Source organism: Streptomyces sp. NPDC028305 (assembly GCF_055569495.1).
Map to the genome: position 1 here is coordinate 57,259 of NZ_JBVHTN010000008.1, position 23,242 is coordinate 80,500.

19 protein-coding genes are annotated in these 23,242 nt (G+C 73.1%); 17 read left to right on the forward strand and 2 right to left on the reverse strand.

Annotation, left to right across the window (positions count from 1 at the left end):
• The first annotated feature begins 28 nt into the window (after positions 1-28).
• The 14 genes from pyrR to ACZ4WQ_RS33750 all read left to right on the forward strand — a co-directional run bounded on the left by pyrR (position 29) and on the right by ACZ4WQ_RS33750 (position 16,777).
• On the forward strand, positions 29-622 hold the full coding sequence (gene pyrR, locus ACZ4WQ_RS33685) for a bifunctional pyr operon transcriptional regulator/uracil phosphoribosyltransferase PyrR (RefSeq protein ID WP_352129130.1): 594 nt from the start codon (positions 29-31) through the stop codon (positions 620-622).
• Positions 623-789: 167 nt separating this feature from the next.
• Positions 790-1,767 (forward strand): aspartate carbamoyltransferase catalytic subunit, encoded by a 978-nt coding sequence (locus ACZ4WQ_RS33690; RefSeq protein WP_311725822.1) that lies wholly within the window; start codon positions 790-792, stop codon positions 1,765-1,767.
• Between the two features lie 2 nt (positions 1,768-1,769).
• A complete protein-coding gene (locus tag ACZ4WQ_RS33695; RefSeq protein ID WP_385346584.1) occupies positions 1,770-3,065 on the forward strand; it encodes a dihydroorotase in 1,296 nt (431 codons plus the stop codon).
• The gene (locus ACZ4WQ_RS33700) at positions 3,062-3,691 is read left to right on the forward strand and encodes a PH-like domain-containing protein (protein WP_398375463.1); all 630 of its coding nucleotides are present in this window, start codon (positions 3,062-3,064) and stop codon (positions 3,689-3,691) included. Before ACZ4WQ_RS33695 ends, ACZ4WQ_RS33700 begins: the two co-directional genes overlap by 4 nt.
• A complete protein-coding gene (gene carA / locus ACZ4WQ_RS33705; RefSeq protein WP_385346580.1) occupies positions 3,688-4,827 on the forward strand; it encodes a glutamine-hydrolyzing carbamoyl-phosphate synthase small subunit in 1,140 nt (379 codons plus the stop codon). The genes ACZ4WQ_RS33700 and carA overlap by 4 nt, the downstream gene beginning before the upstream one ends.
• On the forward strand, positions 4,820-8,131 hold the full coding sequence (carB, locus tag ACZ4WQ_RS33710) for a carbamoyl-phosphate synthase large subunit (protein WP_385346578.1): 3,312 nt from the start codon (positions 4,820-4,822) through the stop codon (positions 8,129-8,131). The genes carA and carB overlap by 8 nt, the downstream gene beginning before the upstream one ends.
• An 83-nt stretch (positions 8,132-8,214) precedes the next feature.
• The gene (locus ACZ4WQ_RS33715; protein WP_398375467.1) at positions 8,215-9,360 is read left to right on the forward strand and encodes a quinone-dependent dihydroorotate dehydrogenase; all 1,146 of its coding nucleotides are present in this window, start codon (positions 8,215-8,217) and stop codon (positions 9,358-9,360) included.
• Positions 9,357-10,205 (forward strand): orotidine-5'-phosphate decarboxylase, encoded by an 849-nt coding sequence (pyrF, locus tag ACZ4WQ_RS33720; protein ID WP_311725829.1) that lies wholly within the window; start codon positions 9,357-9,359, stop codon positions 10,203-10,205. The genes ACZ4WQ_RS33715 and pyrF overlap by 4 nt, the downstream gene beginning before the upstream one ends.
• 204 nt (positions 10,206-10,409) lie before the next feature.
• The gene (locus ACZ4WQ_RS33725) at positions 10,410-10,733 is read left to right on the forward strand and encodes an integration host factor (RefSeq protein WP_065966208.1); all 324 of its coding nucleotides are present in this window, start codon (positions 10,410-10,412) and stop codon (positions 10,731-10,733) included.
• Positions 10,734-10,771: 38 nt separating this feature from the next.
• The gene (gene gmk / locus ACZ4WQ_RS33730) at positions 10,772-11,365 is read left to right on the forward strand and encodes a guanylate kinase (RefSeq protein WP_385346573.1); all 594 of its coding nucleotides are present in this window, start codon (positions 10,772-10,774) and stop codon (positions 11,363-11,365) included.
• Positions 11,366-11,452: 87 nt separating this feature from the next.
• The gene (rpoZ, locus tag ACZ4WQ_RS33735; protein ID WP_005319902.1) at positions 11,453-11,725 is read left to right on the forward strand and encodes a DNA-directed RNA polymerase subunit omega; all 273 of its coding nucleotides are present in this window, start codon (positions 11,453-11,455) and stop codon (positions 11,723-11,725) included.
• A 112-nt stretch (positions 11,726-11,837) separates the two neighbouring features.
• Positions 11,838-13,046 carry a bifunctional phosphopantothenoylcysteine decarboxylase/phosphopantothenate--cysteine ligase CoaBC gene (coaBC, locus tag ACZ4WQ_RS33740; RefSeq protein ID WP_385346571.1) on the forward strand — a complete coding sequence of 403 codons (1,209 nt, stop codon included), beginning with the start codon at positions 11,838-11,840 and terminating at the stop codon, positions 13,044-13,046.
• 251 nt (positions 13,047-13,297) lie between these two features.
• Positions 13,298-14,521 carry a methionine adenosyltransferase gene (gene metK, locus ACZ4WQ_RS33745; RefSeq protein WP_358846298.1) on the forward strand — a complete coding sequence of 408 codons (1,224 nt, stop codon included), beginning with the start codon at positions 13,298-13,300 and terminating at the stop codon, positions 14,519-14,521.
• Between the two features lie 87 nt (positions 14,522-14,608).
• Positions 14,609-16,777, forward strand: coding sequence for a primosomal protein N' (locus ACZ4WQ_RS33750; protein WP_311725833.1), 2,169 nt, complete (start codon positions 14,609-14,611; stop codon positions 16,775-16,777).
• Between the two features lie 18 nt (positions 16,778-16,795).
• Here ACZ4WQ_RS33750 and ACZ4WQ_RS33755 read toward each other — a convergent pair whose 3' ends face one another.
• Positions 16,796-17,329, reverse strand: coding sequence for a hypothetical protein (locus tag ACZ4WQ_RS33755; protein ID WP_398375471.1), 534 nt, complete (start codon positions 17,327-17,329; stop codon positions 16,796-16,798).
• Between the two features lie 240 nt (positions 17,330-17,569).
• Here ACZ4WQ_RS33755 and fmt point away from each other — a divergent pair, with 240 nt between their 5' ends.
• The 3 genes from fmt (at position 17,570) to ACZ4WQ_RS33770 (ending at position 22,251) form a co-directional block, all read left to right on the forward strand.
• Positions 17,570-18,502, forward strand: a complete 933-nt coding sequence (gene fmt, locus ACZ4WQ_RS33760) for a methionyl-tRNA formyltransferase (RefSeq protein ID WP_398375473.1) — start codon at positions 17,570-17,572, stop codon at positions 18,500-18,502.
• A 294-nt stretch (positions 18,503-18,796) separates the two neighbouring features.
• Complete coding sequence (locus tag ACZ4WQ_RS33765; protein WP_398375474.1) at positions 18,797-20,725, forward strand: ABC transporter ATP-binding protein; 1,929 nt, start codon at positions 18,797-18,799, stop codon at positions 20,723-20,725.
• Positions 20,726-20,793: 68 nt separating this feature from the next.
• A complete protein-coding gene (locus ACZ4WQ_RS33770; RefSeq protein ID WP_398375476.1) occupies positions 20,794-22,251 on the forward strand; it encodes an RsmB/NOP family class I SAM-dependent RNA methyltransferase in 1,458 nt (485 codons plus the stop codon).
• Between the two features lie 17 nt (positions 22,252-22,268).
• Here the strand turns inward: ACZ4WQ_RS33770 and ACZ4WQ_RS33775 are convergent, their stop codons facing one another.
• Complete coding sequence (locus ACZ4WQ_RS33775) at positions 22,269-23,159, reverse strand: serine hydrolase (protein WP_398375478.1); 891 nt, start codon at positions 23,157-23,159, stop codon at positions 22,269-22,271.
• Between the last annotated feature and the right edge of the window lie 83 nt (positions 23,160-23,242).

A 23,242-nucleotide genomic window follows, 5' to 3' on the forward strand; every position in this document is an offset into this window, starting at 1 on the left:
GTGAGGCGGAGAAGGAGGTCCGTTTCGTATGGACGCACGTACCACCAACGCGGCCGACGCGGCGCGCTCCGTGCTCGAGGCACCGGACATCGCCCGCGTTCTGACCCGCATCGCCCACGAGATCGTCGAGCGCGCCAAGGGCGCCGACGACGTGGTGCTGCTCGGCATCCCGACCCGGGGTGTGCACCTCGCCCGGCGGCTGGCCACCCGGCTCGAGGAGATCACCGGCAGGGCCCCCGGCCAGGTTCCCGTCGGCTCGCTCGACATCACCATGTACCGCGACGACCTGAGGCTGCGCCCGGCCCGAGCGCTCGCCCGCACCGACATCCCCGGCGACGGCATCGACGGCCGCCTGGTGGTCCTGGTCGACGATGTGCTCTTCTCGGGCCGCACCATCCGCGCCGCGCTCGACGCCCTGGGCGACATCGGCCGGCCCCGCGCCGTCCAGCTCGCGGTCCTGGTCGACCGCGGCCACCGCGAGCTGCCGATCCGCGCCGACTACGTCGGCAAGAACCTCCCCACGTCGCTGCGGGAGACGGTCAAGGTCCAGCTCACCGAGGAGGACGGCCGCGACAGCGTGCTCCTCGGCGTGCGCGGGACCGCCCCCGCGGACGGGCAGTAGCCCCGCCCGGAGCCGCCGCGGCACGGAGTCGGCCCCACGGCCGCCGATGGACCCGCCGGACCCACCGGAGCCCCGGTGGACCGTCCGGGGCCCGGTACGCCGGCCACGACGCCGTCCCGCGCGCCCGCCGCACGCCTGAACATCTCCCTCACCCACGGAGCAACCGGATGAAGCGCCACCTCATCTCGGCCGCCGATCTCACGCGCGACGACGCCGTCCTGATCCTCGACACCGCCGAGGAACTGGCCCGAATCGCCGACCGGCCGATCAAGAAACTGCCGACCCTGCGCGGCCGTACCGTCGTCAACCTCTTCTTCGAGGACTCCACCCGCACCCGCATCTCGTTCGAGGCGGCCGCCAAGCGGCTGTCCGCCGACGTCATCAACTTCTCCGCCAAGGGCTCCTCGGTCTCCAAGGGCGAGTCCCTGAAGGACACCGCGCTCACCCTGGAGGCCATGGGCGCCGACGCCGTGGTCATCCGCCACCACGACTCCGGCGCCCCGCACCGGCTGGCCACCTCCGGCTGGATCGGCGGCTCGGTCGTCAACGCCGGGGACGGCACCCATGAGCACCCCACCCAGGCGCTGCTCGACGCCTTCACCATGCGCCGCCATCTGACCTCGGGCAGCGGCCAGGACCTGGCGGGCCGCCGGATCACCATCGTCGGCGACATCCTGCACAGCCGGGTCGCCCGCTCCAACGTCCATCTGCTGTCCACCCTGGGCGCCGAGGTGACCCTGGTCGCCCCGCCGACCCTGGTGCCCTTCGCCGTCGAGAGCTGGCCGTGCGAGGTCTCGTACGACCTCGACGCGGTGGTCGGCAAGTCCGACGCCGTGATGATGCTGCGCGTCCAGCGCGAGCGCATGAACGACGCCTTCTTCCCCACCGAGCGCGAGTACGCGCGCCGGTACGGGCTTGACGGCGACCGGATGGCCCGCATGCCCGAGCACGCCATCGTCATGCACCCCGGCCCCATGAACCGCGGCATGGAGATCACCGCCGAGGTCGCGGACTCCGACCGCTGCACCGCCGTCGAGCAGGTCGCCAACGGCGTCTCGATCCGCATGGCCGTCCTGTATCTGCTGCTCGGCGGGAACGAGCCCGCCGTCGCCACGTCCCGCACCGCCACCGAGGAGAGCAAGTAACCATGAGCGACACCGACAAGACCCTCCTCCGCGGCGCGAAGGTCCTCGGCGGCGAGGCGCGTGACGTGCTCATCGAGGGCGAACGGATCGCCGCCGTCGGCACCGGCATCGACGCGGGCGACGCCACCGTGATCGACGCCACAGGGCAGATCCTGCTGCCCGGCCTGGTCGACCTCCACACCCATCTGCGCGAGCCCGGCCGCGAGGACTCCGAGACCGTCCTCACCGGCACCCGCGCGGCCGCCTCGGGCGGCTTCACCGCCGTCCACGCCATGGCCAACACCTTCCCGGTCGCCGACACCGCGGGCGTCGTGGAGCAGGTGTGGCGGCTCGGCAAGGAGTCCGGCTACTGCGACGTACAGCCCGTCGGCGCCGTCACCGTCGGCCTGGAGGGCAAGAAACTCGCCGAGCTGGGCGCCATGCACGACTCCGCCGCGGGCGTGCGGGTCTTCTCCGACGACGGCAAGTGCGTGGACGACGCCGTGATCATGCGCCGCGCCCTGGAGTATGTGAAGGCCTTCGACGGGGTCATCGCCCAGCACGCGCAGGAGCCGCGGCTGACCGAGGGCGCCCAGATGAACGAGGGCGTGGTCTCCGCCGAGCTCGGCCTCGGCGGCTGGCCGGCCGTCGCCGAGGAGTCGATCATCGCCCGCGATGTGCTGCTCGCCGCCCACGTCGGCTCCCGGGTGCACATCTGCCATCTGTCCACCGCGGGCTCGGTCGAGATCGTCCGCTGGGCCAAGTCCAAGGGCTGGAACGTCACCGCCGAGGTCACCCCGCACCACCTGCTGCTCACCGACGAGCTCGTACGCTCCTACGACCCCGTCTACAAGGTGAACCCGCCGCTGCGCACCGAGACCGACGTCATGGCGCTGCGCGAGGCGCTCGCCGACGGCACCATCGACTGCGTCGCCACCGACCACGCCCCGCACCCGCACGAGGACAAGGACTGCGAGTGGGGCGCGGCGGCCATGGGCATGGTCGGCCTGGAGACCGCGCTCTCCGTCGTCCAGCACACCATGGTCGACACCGGCCTGCTGGACTGGGCGGGCGTGGCCGACCGGATGTCGCACCGCCCCTCGGCCATCGGCCGGCTGGCGGGCCACGGGCGCCCCATCGCCCCCGGGGAGCCCGCCAACCTCACGCTGCTCGACTCCGCATACCGTGGTGTGGTGAACCCCGCGGGCTTCGCCTCGCGCAGCCGCAACACTCCCTACGAGGGCCGTGAACTGCCGGGCCGTGTGACGTACACCTTCCTGCGGGGCCGGGCGACGGTCGTGGACGGGAAACTGGCGTGAAACCTCTGATCAATCCGGTCGATCCGGCGGCGGGCCACCTGGTGCGCCTGGCGGCCGAGCAGAAGTCGCAGGACGTGACGGACTGGGCCGCGCGCATCGGCTGGGTCGTGGGTCTGCTGCTCTTCATCGCGCTCGTCTACTGGCTGATGCGCGAGGGGTGGAAGTGGCGGGGCACGCTCCAGGGCGATCTGCCCGAGCTGCCGCAGCCCCCGGCCCCCGCCGAGCTCGGGCCCGCCCGGCTGTCCCTGGCCGGCCGCTACCACGGCTCGACCACCGCCGGGCAGTGGCTCGACCGGATCGTCGCCCAGGGCCTGGGCACCCGCAGCCGCGTCGAGCTCACCCTGACCGAGGAGGGCCTGGCCGTCGTACGCCCCGGGGCGCGCGACTTCTACATCCCGGCCGGCAGCCTCCGCGGTGCCCGGCTCGACAAGGGCATCGCCGGCAAGGTCCTCGCCGAGGGCGGCCTGCTGGTGATCACCTGGCAGCTGGGCGACCGCCTGATCGACTCCGGCTTCCGCTCCGACCGCGCGGCCGAACACACCGCGTGGGTGGACGCCCTCACCGAACTTTCCGGCGGCCCCAGCGACGCGGCCGCCACCTCGCACGACATGGAAGGCGCACGATGACCACCTCCACCAGGGGTGCCAGAACCCCAGCAGTCCTCGTCCTGGAGGACGGCCGCACCTTCCGCGGCCGGGCCTACGGGGCCGTGGGGGAGACCTTCGGCGAGGCGGTGTTCTCCACCGGCATGACCGGCTACCAGGAGACCCTGACCGACCCCTCGTACCACCGGCAGGTCGTGGTCATGACCGCCCCGCACGTCGGCAACACCGGCGTCAACGACGAGGACCCGGAGTCCAAGCGGATCTGGGTCGCGGGCTATGTGGTCCGCGACCCCGCCCGGGTGCCCTCCAACTGGCGCTCGCGCCGCTCCCTGGACGAGGAGCTGGCGACCCAGGGCGTGGTCGGCATCAGCGGCATCGACACCCGCGCGCTCACCCGCCATCTGCGCGAGCGCGGCGCCATGCGGGTCGGCATCTTCTCCGGCGAGGCGGTGGCCGACGAGGCGGCGCTGCTGGCCAAGGTGCGGGCCGTGCCGGAGATGAAGGGCGCGGACCTCAGCGGTGAGGTCGCCACCACGGAGCGTTATGTCGTCCCCGCGATCGGCACCAAGCGCTTCACCGTCGCCGCGGTCGACCTGGGCATCAAGGGCATGACCCCGCACCGGATGGCCGAGCGCGGCATCGAGGTGCATGTGCTGCCCGCGACCGCCACGGTCGAGGACGTCTACGCCGTCAGCCCGGACGGGGTGTTCTTCTCCAACGGGCCGGGCGACCCGGCCACCGCCGACCACCCGGTCTCCGTGATGCGGGCGGTCCTGGAGCGCGGCACGCCGCTGTTCGGCATCTGCTTCGGCAACCAGATCCTCGGCCGCGCGCTGGGCTTCGGCACCTACAAGCTGAAGTACGGCCACCGTGGGATCAACCAGCCCGTACAGGACCGCACGACCGGCAAGGTCGAGGTCACCGCGCACAACCACGGCTTCGCCGTGGACGCCCCGCTGGACGGGCCCTCCGACACCCCCTACGGCCGGGTCGAGGTCTCCCACGTGTGCCTCAACGACAACGTGGTCGAGGGCCTCAAACTGCTCGACCGCCCCGCGTTCAGCGTCCAGTACCACCCCGAGGCCGCCGCCGGCCCGCACGACGCTGCCTACCTGTTCGACCGCTTTGTCTCCCTGATGGAGGGCCAGCGTGCCTAAGCGCACCGACATCCAGTCCGTTCTGGTCATCGGCTCCGGCCCGATCGTCATCGGCCAGGCCGCCGAATTCGACTACTCCGGCACCCAGGCCTGCCGCGTCCTCAAGGCGGAGGGGCTGCGGGTCGTCCTGGTCAACTCCAACCCGGCGACGATCATGACCGACCCGGAGATCGCCGACGCCACGTATGTCGAGCCGATCACCCCGGAGTTCGTCGAGAAGATCATCGCCAAGGAGCGCCCCGACGCGCTGCTGCCCACCCTCGGCGGGCAGACGGCCCTCAACACCGCGATCTCCCTCCATGAGGCGGGCACCCTCGAGAAGTACGGCGTCGAACTGATCGGCGCCAATGTCGAGGCCATCCACAAGGGCGAGGACCGCGACCTCTTCAAGGAGGTCGTGGAGGCCGTCCGCACCAAGATCGGCCACGGCGAGTCCGCCCGCTCGGTCATCTGCCACTCCATGGACGACATCCTCGCGGGCGTCGAGACGCTCGGCGGCTACCCCGTCGTTGTACGCCCCTCCTTCACCATGGGCGGCGCCGGCTCCGGCTTCGCCCATGACGAGGAGGAGCTGCGCCGCATCGCCGGCCAGGGCCTGGCGCTCTCGCCCACCACCGAGGTGCTCCTCGAGGAGTCCATCCTCGGCTGGAAGGAGTACGAGCTGGAGCTGATGCGCGACAAGCACGACAACGTCGTGGTCGTCTGCTCCATCGAGAACTTCGACCCCATGGGCGTGCACACCGGCGACTCGATCACCGTCGCGCCCGCGATGACGCTGACCGACCGCGAGTACCAGGTGCTCCGCGACATCGGCATCGCCGTCATCCGCGAGGTCGGCGTCGACACCGGCGGCTGCAACATCCAGTTCGCGGTCAACCCCGACGACGGCCGGGTCATCGTCATCGAGATGAACCCGCGGGTCTCCCGGTCCTCGGCGCTCGCCTCCAAGGCGACCGGCTTCCCCATCGCCAAGATCGCGGCCAAGCTCGCCGTCGGCTACACCCTCGACGAGATCCCCAACGACATCACGCGGGAGACCCCGGCCTCCTTCGAGCCCACGCTCGACTATGTCGTCGTCAAGGTGCCGCGCTTCGCCTTCGAGAAGTTCCCGGCCGCCGACGCCCGCCTCACCACCACCATGAAGTCGGTCGGCGAGGCCATGGCCATCGGCCGCAACTTCACCGAGGCGCTCCAGAAGGCGCTGCGCTCGCTGGAGAAGAAGGGCAGCCAGTTCGACTTCACCGGCGACCCGGGCGACAAGGCGGAGCTGCTGGTCCGGGCCGAGGTCCCCACCGACGGCCGGATCAACACCGTGATGCAGGCCATCCGCGCCGGGGCCACCCCTGAGGAGGTCTTCGAGGCCACGAAGATCGACCCGTGGTTCGTCGACCAGCTCTTCCTGATCAAGGAGATCGCCGACGAACTGGCGGCCGTCGAGAAGCTGGAGCCGGAGCTGCTCGCCGAGGCCAAGCGGCACGGCTTCTCCGACGCCCAGATCGCGGCCATCCGCTCGCTGCGCGAGGACGTCGTCCGCGAGGTGCGGCACGCGCTGGGGGTGCGGCCCGTCTACAAGACCGTCGACACCTGCGCCGCCGAGTTCGCCGCCAGGACCCCGTACTTCTACTCCTCCTACGACGAGGAGTCCGAGGTCGCGCCCCGCGACAAGCCCGCCGTGATCATCCTGGGCTCGGGCCCCAACCGGATCGGCCAGGGCATCGAGTTCGACTACTCGTGTGTGCACGCCTCCTTCGCGCTGCACGACGCGGGCTACGAGACCGTCATGGTCAACTGCAACCCGGAGACCGTCTCCACCGACTACGACACCTCCGACCGGCTCTACTTCGAGCCGCTCACCCTGGAGGACGTCCTGGAGATCGTCCACGCCGAGCAGCAGGCGGGCCCCGTCGCGGGCGTCATCGTCCAGCTCGGCGGCCAGACCCCGCTGGGCCTGGCCCAGGCGCTCAAGGACAACGGCGTGCCGGTCGTCGGCACCTCGCCCGAGGCGATCAACCTCGCCGAGGAGCGCGGCGCCTTCGGCCGGGTGCTGACCGAGGCCGGGCTGCCCGCGCCCAAGTACGGCACCGCCTTCTCCTTCGCGGAGGCCAAGGGCATCGCCGCCGAGATCGGCTACCCGGTCATGGTCCGCCCCTCGTACGTGCTCGGCGGGCGCGGCATGGAGATCGTCTACGACGAGCCCTCCCTGGCCGCCTACCTGGAGCGGCACGCCGGGCTGATCTCCGAGCACCCGGTCCTCATCGACCGCTTCCTCGACGACGCCATCGAGATCGACGTGGACGCGCTCTACGACGGCCACGAGCTCTACCTCGGCGGCGTCATGGAGCACATCGAGGAGGCCGGTATCCACTCCGGTGACTCGGCCTGCGCGCTGCCCCCGATCACCCTCGGCGGCTTCGACATCAAGCGGCTGCGGGCCTCCACCGAGGCCATCGCGCGCGGCGTCGGGGTGCGCGGTCTGATCAACATCCAGTTCGCGATGGCCGGGGACATCCTGTACGTCCTGGAGGCGAACCCGCGCGCCTCCCGTACGGTCCCCTTCACCTCCAAGGCCACCGCCGTGCCGCTCGCCAAGGCTGCCGCCCGCATCTCGCTGGGCGCGACCATCGCCGAGCTGCGCGCCGAGGGCCTGCTGCCGAGCAGCGGCGACGGCGGCACGCTCCCGCTGGACGCGCCGATCTCCGTCAAGGAGGCCGTGATGCCGTGGAGCCGGTTCCGCGACGCGTCCGGGCGCGGCGTGGACACCGTCCTCGGCCCGGAGATGCGCTCCACCGGCGAGGTCATGGGCATCGACTCGGTCTTCGGCGCGGCGTACGCCAAGTCGCAGGCCGGGGCGTACGGGGCGCTGCCCAACAAGGGCCGCGCGTTCGTGTCCGTCGCCAACCGCGACAAGCGCTCGATGATCTTCCCGGCGCGCGAGCTGGTCGCCCTCGGCTTCGAGCTGCTGGCCACCTCCGGCACCGCCGAGGTGCTCAAGCGCAACGGCATCAACGCGACCGTGGTGCGCAAGCAGAGCGAGGGCGAGGGGCCGAACGGCGAGAAGACCATCGTCCAGCTCATCCACGACGGCGAGGTCGACCTGATCGTCAACACCCCCTACGGCACCGGCGGCCGGCTGGACGGCTACGACATCCGCACGGCGGCCGTCGCCCGCGCCATCCCCTGCCTGACCACGGTCCAGGCCCTCGCGGCCGCCGTCCAGGGCATCGAGGCGCTCGGCCGGGGCACGGTCGGCGTCCGGTCCCTTCAGGAGCACGCGGAGCATCTGACCGCGGCCCGCGCGCGGTAGCGGCGCAGGGCGCCGGGGCACCCGCCCCGGCGCCCGTCCGCCCCGTATCCGCCCCTGGCCCTCACCGTCGCAGAAAGCCCGCCATGTACCAGCTCTTCTTCCGTCTCGTCTTCCGCCATATGGACCCGGAGCGGGCGCACCACCTGGCCTTCGGCTGGATCCGGCTCGCCGCCCGCGTCCCGGTCCTGCGGACCTTCGTCGCGGCCCTCCTCGCACCGCGCCACCGGGCGCTGCGCACCGAGGCGCTCGGCCTGCGCATGCACGGGCCGTTCGGGCTCGCGGCCGGCTTCGACAAGAACGCCGTCGGCATCGACGGCATGGCCATGCTCGGCTTCGACCATGTCGAGATCGGCACCGTCACCGCCCAGCCGCAGCCCGGCAACCCCAAGAAGCGGCTGTTCCGCCTGGTCGCGGACCGTGCGCTGATCAACCGCATGGGCTTCAACAACGAGGGCTCGGCGGCCGTGGCCGCCCGGCTCGCGGCCCGCCGGGCCGGCCGCCCCGCCTTCCGGACCACGGTCGGCGTCAACATCGGCAAGACCAAGGTCGTCCCGGAGGCGGAGGCCGTCGCCGACTATGTGACCTCCACCGAGCGGCTCGCCACCCACGCCGACTACCTCGTCGTCAACGTGTCCTCGCCCAACACCCCCGGGCTGCGCGACCTCCAGGCCGTCGACCATCTGCGGCCCCTGCTGAGCGCCGTACGCGAGGCCGCGGACCGCACGGTCGCCGGCCGCTGGGTGCCGCTCCTCGTCAAGATCGCCCCCGACCTCGCCGACGAGGACGTGGACGCGGTCGCCGACCTCGCGGTCGAGCTGGGCCTGGACGGCATCATCGCCACCAACACCACCATCGCCCGCGACAGCCTCGGCCTCGCCTCCGGTCCGGCGCTCACCGCCGAGACCGGCGGCCTGTCGGGCGCGCCCCTGAGGGCCTGCTCCCTGGAGGTGCTGCGCCGCCTGTACGCCCGGGTCGGCGACCGGATCACGCTGGTGGGGGTGGGCGGCATCGAGACCGCCGACGACGCCTGGGAGCGGATCCTGGCCGGGGCCACGCTGATCCAGGGCTACAGCGCCTTCATCTACGAGGGCCCGTTCTGGAGCCGCCGCATCCACCGCGGCCTGGCCGCCCGCCTCGCGGCCAGCCCGTACGCCACCCTCGCCGACGCGGTCGGCGCCGAGGCCCGCGAGGCCGATGAACCTCACAAGGCCGACAAGGAGAACGCATGACCCCCTTCGGTGCGCGCCTGCGCCGCGCCATGGACGCGCGCGGCCCGCTGTGCGTCGGCATCGACCCGCACGCCTCGCTGCTCGCCGACTGGGGGCTCGGGGACGACATCGCGGGCCTGGAGCGGTTCACCCGCACGGTCGTGGACGCCCTCGCCGAGCGGGTCGCGGTCCTCAAGCCGCAGTCCGCGTTCTTCGAGCGCTTCGGCTCGCGCGGCATCGCGGTGCTCGAGCGGGCCGTCGCGGACGCCCGGGCCGCCGGGGCGCTGGTGCTGATGGACGCCAAGCGCGGCGACATCGGCTCCACGATGGCCGCGTACGCCTCGGCGTACCTGGACCCCGGCAGCCCGCTGTTCTCGGACGCGGTCACCGTCAGCCCGTATCTGGGGTTCGGCTCGCTGCGCCCCGCGCTGGACGCGGCGCGGGCGAGCGGGGCCGGGGTGTTCGTGCTGGCGCTGACCTCCAACCCGGAGGGCGCCGAGGTGCAGCACGCGGTGCGGCCCGGCGGGGCGACGGTCGCCGCCACGGTGCTGGACCACCTCAGGGAGGAGAACGCCGAGGAGGCGCGCGCGGGCCGCCTCGGCTCGTACGGCGCGGTCGTCGGCGCGACGCTCAAGGACACCGCGGCGAAGGCGGGCGCGGATCTGGCGATCGGCGGGCCGCTGCTCGCTCCGGGCATCGGGGCCCAGGGCGCGACCCCCGAGGACCTGCCGGGGGTCTTCGGCGCGGCGGTGCGGAATGTGGTTCCCAGCGTCAGCCGAGGGGTGCTCCGGCACGGTCCGGACCCGGCTTCGCTCGCGTCGGCCGCGCTCCGAATGGCTGATCAAGTGCGTGCTGTGGCCGAATAAGCGGGTTATTTTGCCCCCAAATGTCCAAGTCGAGCGAGTCTGACCAGGACTTTTCGTCTGTTCTCGCTGACTGGAGCGGGATCGGCCGCTAGTCTCCGACCAGAGCCAGCGCGCAGCTGCGTTGCGCGTTGCTCCCCAGGTGAGGGGCGACTAGGTTCCTCACCGGTCCGTATCCGACAGTTCGACATCCGAGGTGACGTAGGCGTGGCTCTTCCGCCCCTTACCCCTGAACAGCGCGCAGCCGCGCTCGAAAAGGCCGCCGCGGCTCGCCGGGAGCGCGCCGAGGTCAAGAATCGACTCAAGCACTCCGGCGCTTCCCTGCACGAGGTCATCAAGCAGGGCCAGGAGAACGATGTCATCGGCAAGATGAAGGTGTCCGCTCTCCTGGAGTCCCTGCCTGGCGTCGGCAAGGTCCGCGCCAAGCAGATCATGGAACGGCTCGGCATTTCCGAGAGCCGTCGTGTCCGCGGTCTGGGCTCCAACCAGATCGCATCGCTTGAGCGTGAGTTCGGCGGCGCCGCCAACTGACGTTTCCAGGCACTCCCGGGAACCTGGATAATCGCTGCATGGCAGCACACTCCAGGGGGGCGACCCCCGTACCCCCGGACGCACGTCCGCGGCTGACCGTGCTCTCCGGCCCTTCCGGGGTCGGTAAGAGCACGGTCGTCGCTCATATGCGCAAAGCACACCCCGAGGTGTGGCTCTCGGTCTCGGCCACCACACGCAAGCCGCGCCCCGGCGAGCGCCACGGCGTCCAGTACTTCTTCGTGGACGACGGGGAGTTCGACAAGCTCATCGCCAACGGCGAGTTGCTGGAGTGGGCCGAGTTCGCGGGCAACCGCTACGGCACTCCGCGCGAGGCGGTCCAGGACCGCCTCGCCGCGGGTGAGCCGGTGCTGCTGGAGATCGACCTGCAGGGCGCCCGTCAGGTCCGCGAGTCCATGACGGACGCGCAGCTGGTCTTTCTGGCCCCGCCGAGCTGGGAGGAGCTGGTCCGCCGGCTCACCGGCCGGGGCACCGAGCCGCCCGAGGTGATCGAACGACGGCTCGAGGCCGCGAAGACCGAGCTGGCCGCCGAGCCCGAGTTCGATGTGACCTTGGTCAATACCTCCGTCGAGGACGTGGCGCAAGAGCTGCTAACCTTGATGCGAGTCGTTTGATCTTTCCTGGTCAGGGTGCCAAGCACAGAGCACCGACCGCCACGATCGAATATCTCATTTCTTCACCACCCACTCGGAAGGCAGAGAGTGTCCTCTTCCATCACCGCGCCCGAGGGCATCATCAACCCGCCGATTGATGAGCTGCTCGAGGCCACCGACTCCAAGTACAGCCTGGTGATCTACGCGGCCAAGCGCGCCCGCCAGATCAACGCGTACTACTCGCAGCTCGGCGAGGGCCTGCTCGAGTACGTCGGCCCGCTGGTGGACACCCACGTCCACGAGAAGCCGCTGTCGATCGCGCTCCGCGAGATCAACGCCGGTCTGCTGACCTCCGAGGCCATCGAGGGCCCGGCTCAGTAGTCGGAACTCCCACCACGGGCCCGGCGGCATCCCCGCCGGGCCCGTGGTGTGTCATGGGTACGTACGCGACGGGCAGCGCGCGACGGAGACGGAGCGCGCGGAGAGGCGAGCGATGGACAAGCCCAAGGTCGTCCTGGGGGTCAGCGGCGGGATCGCCGCCTACAAGGCGTGCGAGCTGCTGCGCCGCCTCACCGAGTCCGGGCATGAGGTGCGGGTCGTGCCGACCGACTCGGCCCTGCACTTCGTCGGGGCCGCGACCTGGTCCGCCCTGTCCGGCAACCCCGTGGCCACCGAGGTCTGGGACTCCGTCCACGAGGTCCCGCATGTGCGCATCGGCCAGTCCGCGGACCTGGTCGTGGTCGCCCCCGCCACCGCCGACCTGCTCGCCAAGGCCGCCCACGGCCTGGCCGACGACCTGCTCACCAACACCCTGCTCACCGCCCGATGTCCTGTGGTCTTCGCGCCCGCCATGCACACCGAGATGTGGGAGCACCCGGCCACCCAGGAGAACGTGGCCACGCTGCGCCGCCGCGGGGCCGTCGTCATCGAGCCCGCCGTCGGGCGGCTGACCGGCGTGGACACCGGCAAGGGCCGGCTGCCCGAGCCCGGCGAGATCTTCGAGGTCTGCCGCCGGGTGCTCGCCCGCGGCGCCGAGGAGAGGCGCCAGGACCTGGCCGGTCGCCATGTCGTGGTGAGCGCCGGGGGCACCCGCGAGCCCCTGGACCCGGTGCGCTTCCTGGGCAACCGCTCCTCCGGCAAGCAGGGCTACGCCCTGGCCAGGGCCGCCGTCGCCCGCGGCGCCCGGGTGACTTTGGTCTCGGCCAACAGCGAGCTGCCCGACCCGGCCGGGGCCGATGTGGTGCGGGTGGGCACCGCGGTGCAGCTGCGCGAGGCAGTGGTCAAGGCCGCCGCGGACGCCGACGCCGTGGTGATGGCCGCGGCCGTCGCCGATTTCCGGCCCGCGAAGTACGCCGAAGGCAAGATCAAGAAGCGGGACGGGCAGGAGCCTGAGCCGATCGTCCTGGTCCGCAACCCGGACGTGCTCGCGGAGATCTCCGCCGACCGCGCCCGGCCCGGACAGATCATCGTGGGCTTCGCCGCCGAGACCGACGACGTGCTCGCCAACGGGCGCGCCAAGCTCGCCCGCAAGGGGTGCGACCTGCTGGTCGTCAACGAGGTGGGGGAGCACAAGACCTTCGGCTCGGAGGCGAACGAGGCCGTGGTCCTGGCGGCCGACGGCACCGAGACCCCGGTGCCGTACGGGCCCAAGGAGATCCTGGCCGACACCGTCTGGGACCTGGTCGCCGGGCGTCTCGGCTGAGTGATCCGGTTCGGGTCGTCTTCGGTCATTTTCGGGCCATCAGTGGGAATGACACTTTCCTGCCTCACCGGCAAGGCTGATTTTCCGGTCGGGGAGAGGTATGTTCCAGGTCACGGCCTGCCCGTCCTGTGGACGGGGATGCTCGACCGGCCAGGGCGCCGGATAAACTGGCCGAGGAACCGCATCGGGCGCAGCTCCCGGGCGGTCCCAACCATGATCAGCCAGCAGCCGCTGCAACCCCAGGGAGCGATGTGTCCCGCCGCCTGTTCACCTCGGAGTCAGTGACCGAGGGTCACCCCGACAAGATCGCTGACCAGATCAGCGACACCATTCTCGACGCGCTCCTGAAGGAGGACCCGACCTCCCGGGTCGCCGTCGAGACACTGATCACCACCGGCCTGGTGCATGTGGCCGGCGAGGTGACGACCAAGGCGTACGCACCGATCGCCACGCTCGTGCGCAACAAGATCCTCGAGATCGGCTACGACTCGTCGAAGAAGGGCTTCGACGGAGCCTCGTGCGGCGTCTCGGTGTCGATCGGCTCCCAGTCCCCGGACATCGCGCAGGGTGTGGACTCGGCTTACGAGGCCCGGGTCGAAGGTGCCGCCGCAGGTGACGACATCGATGAGCTGGACAAGCAGGGCGCGGGCGACCAGGGCCTGATGTTCGGCTACGCCTGCGACGAGACGCCCGAGCTGATGCCGCTCCCGATCTCCCTGGCCCACCGGCTCTCCCGCCGCCTGTCCGATGTCCGCAAGAACGGGACCATCCCCTACCTGCGCCCGGACGGCAAGACGCAGGTCACCATCGAGTACGACGGCAACAAGGCGGTCCGCCTGGACACCGTGGTCGTCTCCTCGCAGCACGCCTCCGACATCGACCTGGACTCGCTGCTGGCACCGGACATCCGGGAGTTCGTGGTCGAGCACGTTCTCAACGCGCTCGTCGAGGACGGCATCAAGCTGGACACCGAGGGTTACCGCCTGCTGGTCAACCCGACCGGGCGGTTCGAGATCGGCGGTCCGATGGGTGACGCCGGCCTGACGGGCCGCAAGATCATCATCGACACCTACGGCGGCATGGCCCGCCACGGCGGCGGCGCCTTCTCCGGCAAGGACCCGTCCAAGGTCGACCGCTCCGCCGCGTACGCGATGCGCTGGGTCGCGAAGAACGTCGTGGCGGCCGGCCTGGCCTCGCGCTGCGAGGTGCAGGTGGCCTACGCGATCGGCAAGGCCGAGCCGGTCGGCCTGTTCGTCGAGACCTTCGGCACGGCCACGGTCGACGCCGAGAAGATCGAGCAGGCCATCTCCGAGGTCTTCGACCTCCGCCCGGCCGCGATCATCCGCGACCTGGACCTGCTGCGCCCGATCTACGCCCAGACAGCGGCGTACGGCCACTTCGGCCGCGAGCTGGAGGACTTCACCTGGGAGCGCACCGACCGCGTGGACGCGCTGCGCGCGGCCACGGGGCTGTAAGCACCCGCGCACCGAATTCGGACACCGGCCCTGGCGCCCCACGGGACGCCAGGGCCGGTGTCCGTGCTGTCTGCTAAGACTGAAGCTGTGAGCAGCGACAACGGGCGGCCGGAGCGGGATCCGGCGGGGCGGGCCCCCGGGGCGGATCCGCAGGGCGGCGAGCAGCTCGCGCTCATTCGCGAGACCGTGCGTAAGGCCAAGGTGCCGAAGGCCAAGCCGCGGACGTGGCGGGGGGCGGCGCTGGCGCGGGAGCTGCCGGTCGCCAAGGTGCTGGTGGACAAGGGGCCGGTCCATCTCGACCAGCTGTGGGACTACGCGGTGCCCGCCGAGATGGACGCCGAGGCGCGGCCCGGGGTGCGGGTGCGGGTGCGGTTCGGCGCCGGTACGGGGAAGGTGCGCGAGGGGCGCCGGGAGGGCGGGGGGCTGCTCGACGGGTACATCATCGAGCGGGTCGCCGAGTCCGACTACCGGGGGCCGCTGGCGGCCATCGCGCAGGTGGTGTCGCCGGAGCCGGTGCTGGAGCCCGGGCTGCTCGCGCTGTGCCGGGCCGTCGCCGACCGGTACGCGGGATCGCTCGCCGACATACTGCAACTGGCCGTGCCCAAGCGGAACGTACGGGCCGAGGGCGAGCCGTCCCCGCCGCCGCTGCCGCCGCCCGTCCCGCCCGCGGCGGGGAGCTGGGAGCGCTATCCGGCCGGGCCCGGGTTTCTGGAGGCGCTCGCGGGCGGCGGGGCGCCGCGGGCGGTGTGGACCGCGCTGCCGGGCCCGCACTGGCCGCGCGAGTGGGCCGTCGCGGTGGCCGCCACCCTCGCCTCGGGGCGCGGCGCGCTGGTCGTCGTCCCCGACGGGCGGACGGCCGCGCGGGTCGACGAGGCGCTCACCGAGGTGCTCGGCGGGCCGGGGCGGCATGTGCTGCTGACCGCGGATCTCGGGCCCGAGGAGCGCTACCGGCGCTGGCTGGCCGTCAGCCGGGGCTCGGTGCGGGCCGTGGTGGGCACCCGGGCGGCCATGTTCGCGCCCGTCAAGGGCCTGGGGCTGGTGGGGATCTGGGACGACGGCGACCACAGCCACAGCGATACCCAGGCGCCGCAGCCGCACGCCCGCGACGTACTGCTGCTGCGCGCCGTCCAGGAGCGGACGGGCTTTCTGCTGGGCGACCTCGGCCGCACCGTGGAGGCCGCCCAGCTGGTGGAGAACGGCTGGGCGCGCCCCCTGGAGGCCGACCGCGAGCAGGTCAGGGCCGCGGCCCCGCTGATCCGTACGGTCGACGAGGGCGAGACGGCGCGGGACGCGCAGGCGCGCGCCGCCCGGCTGCCGACCCTCGCTTGGCGGACCGTGCGCGAGGGGCTGACCCGGGGCCCGGTGCTGGTGCAGGTGCCGCGCCGGGGGTACGTACCCCGGCTGGCCTGCGAGCGCTGCCGGGAGCCCGCGCGCTGCGCGCACTGCTCGGGCCCGCTGGAGGCCCGGGACGCGGACACGCTCAACTGCGCGTGGTGCGGGCGGCCCGAGGGCGGGTGGCGCTGCCCCGAGTGCGGGGGCGTGCGGCTGCGGGCCAGCATCGTCGGGGCCCGGCGCACGGCCGAGGAGCTGGGCCGAGCCTTTCCGGAGGTCGCGGTGCGCACCTCGGGCCGGGATCATGTCCTCGACGCGGTCCCGGGCCGCCCGGCGCTCGTGGTCGCGACGCCCGGCGCCGAGCCGGTCGCCGAGGGGGGTTACGCCGCGGCCCTGCTGCTCGACGGCTGGGCCCTGCTCGGCCGCCCCGACCTGCGGGCCGGGGAAGAGGCGCTGCGCCGCTGGCTGGACGCGGCGGCCCTGGTGCGCGGCCATGAGGACGGCGGGCTGGTCGTGGTGATCGCCGAGCCCACACAGCGGCCCGTCCAGGCGCTGGTGCGTTGGGACCCGGCCGGTTACGCGGCGCGGGAGCTGGCCGAGCGGGCCCAGCTGGGCTTTCCGCCAGTGTCCCGGATGGCCTCGGTCGCCGGCCCCGCCGAGGCGGTGGACGAGCTGATCGCCGCGGCTCGGCTGCCGGAGGGCACCGAGACTCTCGGCCCCGTAGCGCTGCCCCCGACGGAGCCCGGCCGCCCGCGCCGTCCCGGTCAGCCGCCGCCGGGGGAGGAGTGGCAGCGGGCGCTGCTGCGCGTGCGCCCCGGTCAGGGCAGTGCGCTCGCGGCGGCGGTCAAGGCGGCGAAGGCGCAGCGGCTGGCCCGGGGCGAGAAGCACCCGGTGGTACGGATCGACCCGCTCGACATCGGCTGACGGGCGAAGGCGGGCGCCTCAGCCGTTGCGCGGGTTGGGCAGGGCGCTCGGGCGGGGCTCCTCGCGCAGCGCCGGGGCGGGCTGCGGGGGCATCGAGCGCGCGGCGGGCACCGACGGCACCGACGGGACCGCGGACACGGCGCCCGGCTCCGCGGTGCGCACGGACGCCTCGGCGCCCTCGGGGGCGGCGCTCTGCGCGGCGGCGGCCCGGCGCGCGCCGTAACGCCGGTGCACCGCCTGCTTGGTGACGCCGAGCGCCGAGCCCACCGCGTCCCACGAGAAGCCGAGCGAACGGTCGAAGTCCACGGCGGCCGTGACCAGGGTCTCGACGCTGTCCCGCAGCTCCTGGGCCAGGCGCACGGTGGGCGCCGGGGCGCGTCCGTAGACGACGAAGCCCGCGGACGGGCCGGTGCGCCGCGGACGGTAGACGTTGCCGAGCTGGGCGGTGAGGGTCCGCAGCGCGTCCACCTGTCGGCGGACCCGCTCGATGTCCCGGACCAGGAGGTGCAGGCTGGCCCGTGCCTGGGCGTCGTGGGTTGCGTGGTCGGCCATGAACAAGCCTCTCGAATCCGGCGTAGGTACTCGAAGACAGCAGACGGGAAGGGGGAAGCGCGCCGGGCCGCCGCAGCGGCCCGACGCGGTCAATCTGTCTTGACTGCCTTGACCAACGCGATACCCGCCCGTCGGTCACGGTCCGGGGGCGTGCGCCCTCGCTCACGTACGCCCCCTGTCGGCGGGTCGCCCTAGACTGGTGCGCTGTTCCCGCTGCGCGTGAGAGGTAGTTCGCCACCCATGAGGCTCGTCTTCGCCGGTACTCCCGAGGTCGCCCTGCCCGCCCTGGAAGCGCTGATCGCGTCCGACCGGCACGAGGTGGTGGCCGTCGTCACCCGGCCGGACGCGCCCGCCGGACGCGGCCGCCGGCTGGTGGCGAGCCCGGTCGCCGAGCGCGCGGCGGAGGCGGGGATCGAGGTGCTCAAGCCGGCCAAGCCGCGCGACCCGGAGTTCCTGGACCGGCTTCGCGAGATCGCGCCGGACTGCTGCCCGGTGGTCGCCTACGGCGCGCTGCTGCCCAAGGCGGCGCTGGAGATCCCCGCGCACGGCTGGGTCAATCTGCACTTCTCCCTGCTGCCCGCCTGGCGCGGCGCGGCGCCCGTGCAGCACGCGGTGCTGGCGGGCGACGAGGTGACCGGCGCGTCGACCTTCCTGATCGAGGAGGGCCTGGACTCCGGCCCGGTCTACGGGCTGGTGACCGAGGACGTACGGCCCACGGACACCAGCGGCGACCTGCTGACCAGGCTCTCGCTGGCCGGGTCGGGGCTGCTGGCCGCCACCATGGACGGCATCGAGGACGGCACCCTGCGCGCCGAGCCGCAGCCCACCGAGGGCGTCTCGCTCGCCCCGAAGATCAACGTCGAGGACGCCGAGATCGACTGGACCGCGCCCGCGCTGCGCGTCGACCGGCTGGCGCGGGCCTGCGCCCCCGCGCCGGGGGCGTGGACCACCTTCCGCGGGGAGCGGCTGAAGGTGAACGCGGTGGCGCTGGTGACGGACCGCACGGACCTGGCGCCCGGCGAGCTCGAGGTGACCAAGAAGGCCGTGTACGCCGGCACGGGCAGCCACGCGGTGCAGCTGTCCTGGGTGCGCCCGCAGGGCAAGCGGCCGATGCCCGGGGCGGACTGGGCCCGCGGCGTACGCATCGCCGAGGGCGAGCGCCTCGGCGCGTAGCGGGTGTCCGAGGGCCACGCGGCGGAGCCGCACATCGGTGCTGGTTCCCCACCCCGCGCGGCGGAGCCGCACATCGGCAGGCGCCGGGAAGGGGCGGGGTGGGGCGAGCCCGCCGCAGGCGTCGAGATCAGCCGGACACGGCCCAGCGCGCGTCCCCGCGTCCCGGGCCGCCGCGCGCGGGGTGGGGGGCGAGTTGACCTCAACAATGGTTGAGGTTCTACGGTCCTGGGTGTGCCGCCGGCCCGGAACAGCCGCGATCCCGCGACGGCACCCCGAGACCCACGGAGGTGCGCGATGGACATGGAAGCCACCGCCATGCACTCCCTCTACCGGACCGCGAGCGCCAACGACGACCGGCGCCCCTTCTCCCGCGACACCCTGCGGCGCATCGCCGGCTTCGCCGGCCCCCACCGCCGCCGGATCGTCTTCTTTTTGGTGAGCAGCGTCGTCACGGCGGTGCTCGCGGTCGCCACCCCACTGCTCGCCGGCCGGGTCGTCGACGCGATCGTGCACCGCTCCGGCCAGGGCCTCGTCCTCGGACTCGCCGGCCTCATCGCCGTCATCGCCGTGGCGGAGGCCGGGCTCGGGCTGGTCACCCGCTGGCTGTCCGCGAACATCGGCGAGGGGCTCATCCTCGACCTGCGCACCGCCGTGTACGACCACGTCCAGCGGCTGCCCGTCGCCTTCTTCACCCGCACCCGCACCGGCGCCCTGGTCAGCCGGCTGAACAACGACGTCATCGGCGCCCAGCGGGCGTTCAGCGACACCCTCTCCGGAGTCGTCGGCAATCTCGTCACCCTGCTGCTCACGCTCGCCGTGATGCTCGGCATCTCCTGGCAGATCACCCTGCTGGCCCTGCTGCTCCTGCCGATGTTCCTGCTGCCCGCCCGGCGCGTCGGCGGCAAGCTGGCGCGGCTGCGGCGCGAGGCCGCGGACCACAACGCCACCATGGGCACCCAGATGACCGAGCGGTTCTCCGCGCCCGGCGCCACGCTCGTGAAACTCTTCGGCCGGCCCGACGAGGAGTCCGCCGAGTTCGCGGCGCGCGCCCGGCGGGTGCGCGACATCGGGGTGCGCACCGCGATGGTCCAGACCTCCTTCGTCACCGCCCTCACCCTCGTCTCCGCCCTGGCCCTGGCCCTCGTCTACGGCCTCGGCGGCTACTACGCGCTGCGCCGCGAGCTCGACCCCGGCGCGGTCGTCGCCCTCGCCCTGCTGCTCACCCGCCTGTACGCGCCGCTGACCGCGCTGGCCGGCGCCCGGGTGGAGGTGATGAGCGCCCTGGTCAGCTTCGAGCGGGTCTTCGAGGTGCTGGACCTCGAGCCGCTGATCGCCGAGAAGCCGGACGCCCGGCCGGTGCCCGAGGGGCCGGTGTCGGTCGAGTTCGACCGCGTGAACTTCGGCTATCCCTCGGCGGACAAGGTCTCCCTGGCCTCCCTGGAAGAGGTCGCGACCCTGGACACCCGCGGTGGCGAACAGGTGCTGCACGAGGTGTCCTTCCGCGCCGAACCCGGGCAGATGGTCGCGCTGGTGGGCTCCTCGGGCGCCGGGAAGTCGACCATCGCGCAGCTGCTGCCCCGGCTCTACGACGCCGACGGCGGCGCCGTGCGGCTGTCCGGCGTGGACGTCCGCGACCTGACGGCCGAGTCGGTCCGCAGGACGCTCGGCATGGTCACCCAGGACGGGCACCTCTTCCACGACTCGATCCGCGCCAACCTGCTGCTGGCCCGGCCCGAGGCCACGGAGGAGGAGCTGTGGGACGTGCTGCGCCGGGCCCGCCTCGACGGGCTGATCGCGGCCCTGCCCGACGGCCTGGACACCGTGGTCGGCGAGCGCGGCTACCGGCTCTCCGGCGGTGAGCGCCAGCGGCTGACCATCGCCCGGCTGCTGCTGGCCCGCCCCCGCGTGGTGATCCTCGACGAGGCCACCGCCCACCTGGACTCCACCTCCGAGGCGGCCGTCCAGGAGGCGCTCGCCGAGGCGCTGGACGGGCGGACCGCCGTGGTCATCGCCCACCGGCTGTCCACCGTCCGGGCCGCGGACCTCATCCTGGTCGTCGAGAACGGGCGGATCGTGGAGCGCGGCACGCACACCGCGCTGCTCGCGTCCGGCGGGCGCTACGAGGAGCTGTACCGCACCCAGTTCGAGCAGCCGTCACCCGTGGGCGAGGCGGACCTGGGCGAGGCGGACCTGGCCCAGGCGGCCGACGGGGCACTGAACTGAGCGTGGCCCTGCGCGCCCCGTAGGCTGGGACTCCGCAGAGCCCCATCCTTCCCCGGAGCACATTTCCCGTGAGTCCCCAGCCCGGCCGTTCCCACCGCAGCAACTCCGGCAAGCCCTACCGGCGCCCGAAGAAGGACCCCGTGCGGGTTCTCGCCTTCGAGGCGCTGCGGGCCGTCGACGAGCGCGACGCGTACGCGAACCTCGTCCTGCCGCCCCTGCTGCGCAGGGCCCGTCAGGAGAGCACGGAGGCCAAGCCCTTCGACGCGCGGGACGCCGCGCTGGCGACCGAGCTGGTCTACGGCACGCTGCGCCGCCAGGGCACCTACGACGCGATCATCGCGGAGTGCGTGGACCGGCCGCTGCGCGAGGTGGACCCGCCCGTGCTGGACGTGCTCAGCCTCGGCGCGCACCAGCTGCTGGGCACCCGCATCCCCACCCACGCGGCGGTCTCGGCGACCGTCGAGCTGGCGCGGGTGGTGCTCGGCGACGGGCGGGCGAAGTTCGTCAACGCCGTACTGCGCAAGATCGCGGCCGATGACCTCGACGGCTGGCTGGAGAAGGTCGCCCCGCCGTACGACGAGGACCCCGAGGAGCATCTTGCGGTCGTCCACTCGCATCCGCGGTGGATCGTCTCCGCCCTGTGGGACGCGCTGGGCGGCGGCAGCGCCGGGGTCGAGGACCTGCTGGAGGCCGACAACGAACGGCCCGAGGTCACCCTCGTCGCCCGGCCGGGCCGCAGCACGGCGGAGGAGCTGATGGCGGCCGTCGGGGAGGGCTCCGCGCTGCCGGGCCGCTGGTCCCCGTACGCCGTGCGGCTCACCGAGGGTGGCGAGCCGGGGGCGCTGGACGCGGTCCGCGAGGGGCGCGCCGGGGTGCAGGACGAGGGCAGCCAGCTGGTGGCCCTCGCGCTGGCGGGCGCGCCGCTGGAGGGGCCGGACGAGCGGTGGCTGGACGGCTGCGCGGGCCCCGGCGGCAAGGCGGCGCTGCTCGGCGCGCTGGCCGCGGAGCGGGGCGCGGCGCTGCTCGCCTCGGAGAAGCAGCCGCACCGGGCGGGCCTGGTGGAGCGGGCGCTGGCGGGCAACCCCGGCCCGTACCAGGTGATCGCGGCGGACGGCACCAGACCGCCGTGGCGTCCCGGCACCTTCGACCGGGCCCTGGTCGACGTGCCCTGCACCGGGCTCGGCGCGCTGCGCCGCCGCCCGGAGGCGCGCTGGCGCCGCAGCCCCGAGGACCTGGCCGGCTTCGCGCCGCTCCAGCGGGAGCTGCTGCGCCAGGCGCTGGCCGCGGTGCGCGTGGGCGGCGTGGTCGGCTACGCCACCTGCTCCCCGCATCTCGCCGAGACACGGACCGTGGTGGACGACGTCCTCAAGGGCCGCGGCGGCCCCGCGCCCGCCGCCGAGTGGATCGACGCCCGGCCGCTGATGCCGGGGGTGCCCGAGCTCGGCGACGGCCCGGACGTCCAGCTGTGGCCGCACCGCCACGGCACGGACGCGATGTATCTGGCCCTGCTGCGGCGCACCGCCTGACGAGGCCTCGGAAACCTTCAGCCCGCCGGGTCGAGGTCCCGGTGCACCACGCGGGAGATGGCCTCGATGGTGGCGACTCCGGCGCTCATGGTGCGGTTGTCCTGGGTCAGTACCGTGATGGTGTAGGCGTGGCCGTCGCGGGTGAAGGCGCCGAGGCTGTGCACCCGCCAGCCGTGGGTGGCGCGGGACAGCCAGCCGTTCTTCACATGGACCCGCACGGTGTCCGGGGCGCCGGCCGGGGTGCCCCAGCGCTGGGACGGGACGACCTCGCCCATGAGCTCCAGGATGTAGGCGCGGGCGTGGTCGCTCAGCACCGCGTTGGGCGTGGTCACCAGGTCCAGGAGCCGCATCTCGTCGCGCGCGGTGATCTGGGTCAGGCCCCAGTGGTTCTCGGCGCCGGGGACGGTCCGGGGCATCCCCGCTGCCCGCAGAAACGCGCTGATCCCGTCGGCGCCCAGCTGCCGCCACAGCGTGCTGGTGGCGGCGTTGTCCGACTTGGTGATCATGGCGGTGGCCAGGTCGGTCTCGCACCGGGTGAGCTGCCGGCCGTGTTTCTCCGCGTCCCACAGCAGGGCGGCCAGGACGGTCACCTTGACCGCGCTCGCGGAGTCGAAGGCCTGGTCCGCGCGCAGTGTGCAGATGGTGTCCGTGGCGGGGTCGCGCAGGGCGATCGCAACCGTGCCGGGTCTGCCGCGCAGGGCCGTGGCGATGTCCGTGGAGAGCTTGGTGGCGAGCCCCGCCCGGGCGGAGGCGCAGACCGGCGGCGGTGGCGCGGCCGTGGCCGCCCCCGCCCCGGTGGCCGGGGCCACCAGCAGCCCTACGGCCAGGGCCACGGACAGCGCGCCCCGGAGGGGCCACGGCCGGCCCGATGCCGCGGATACGGGGTGTCGCTTCAGATGTCGGGTCATGCGAGTCTTCTCAATCCGCTGCCGATCGCTCCGCTGCCGGACCGGGGCGACCGGAGGGCTGTCGGTGCGGCTTCGTGATCAAC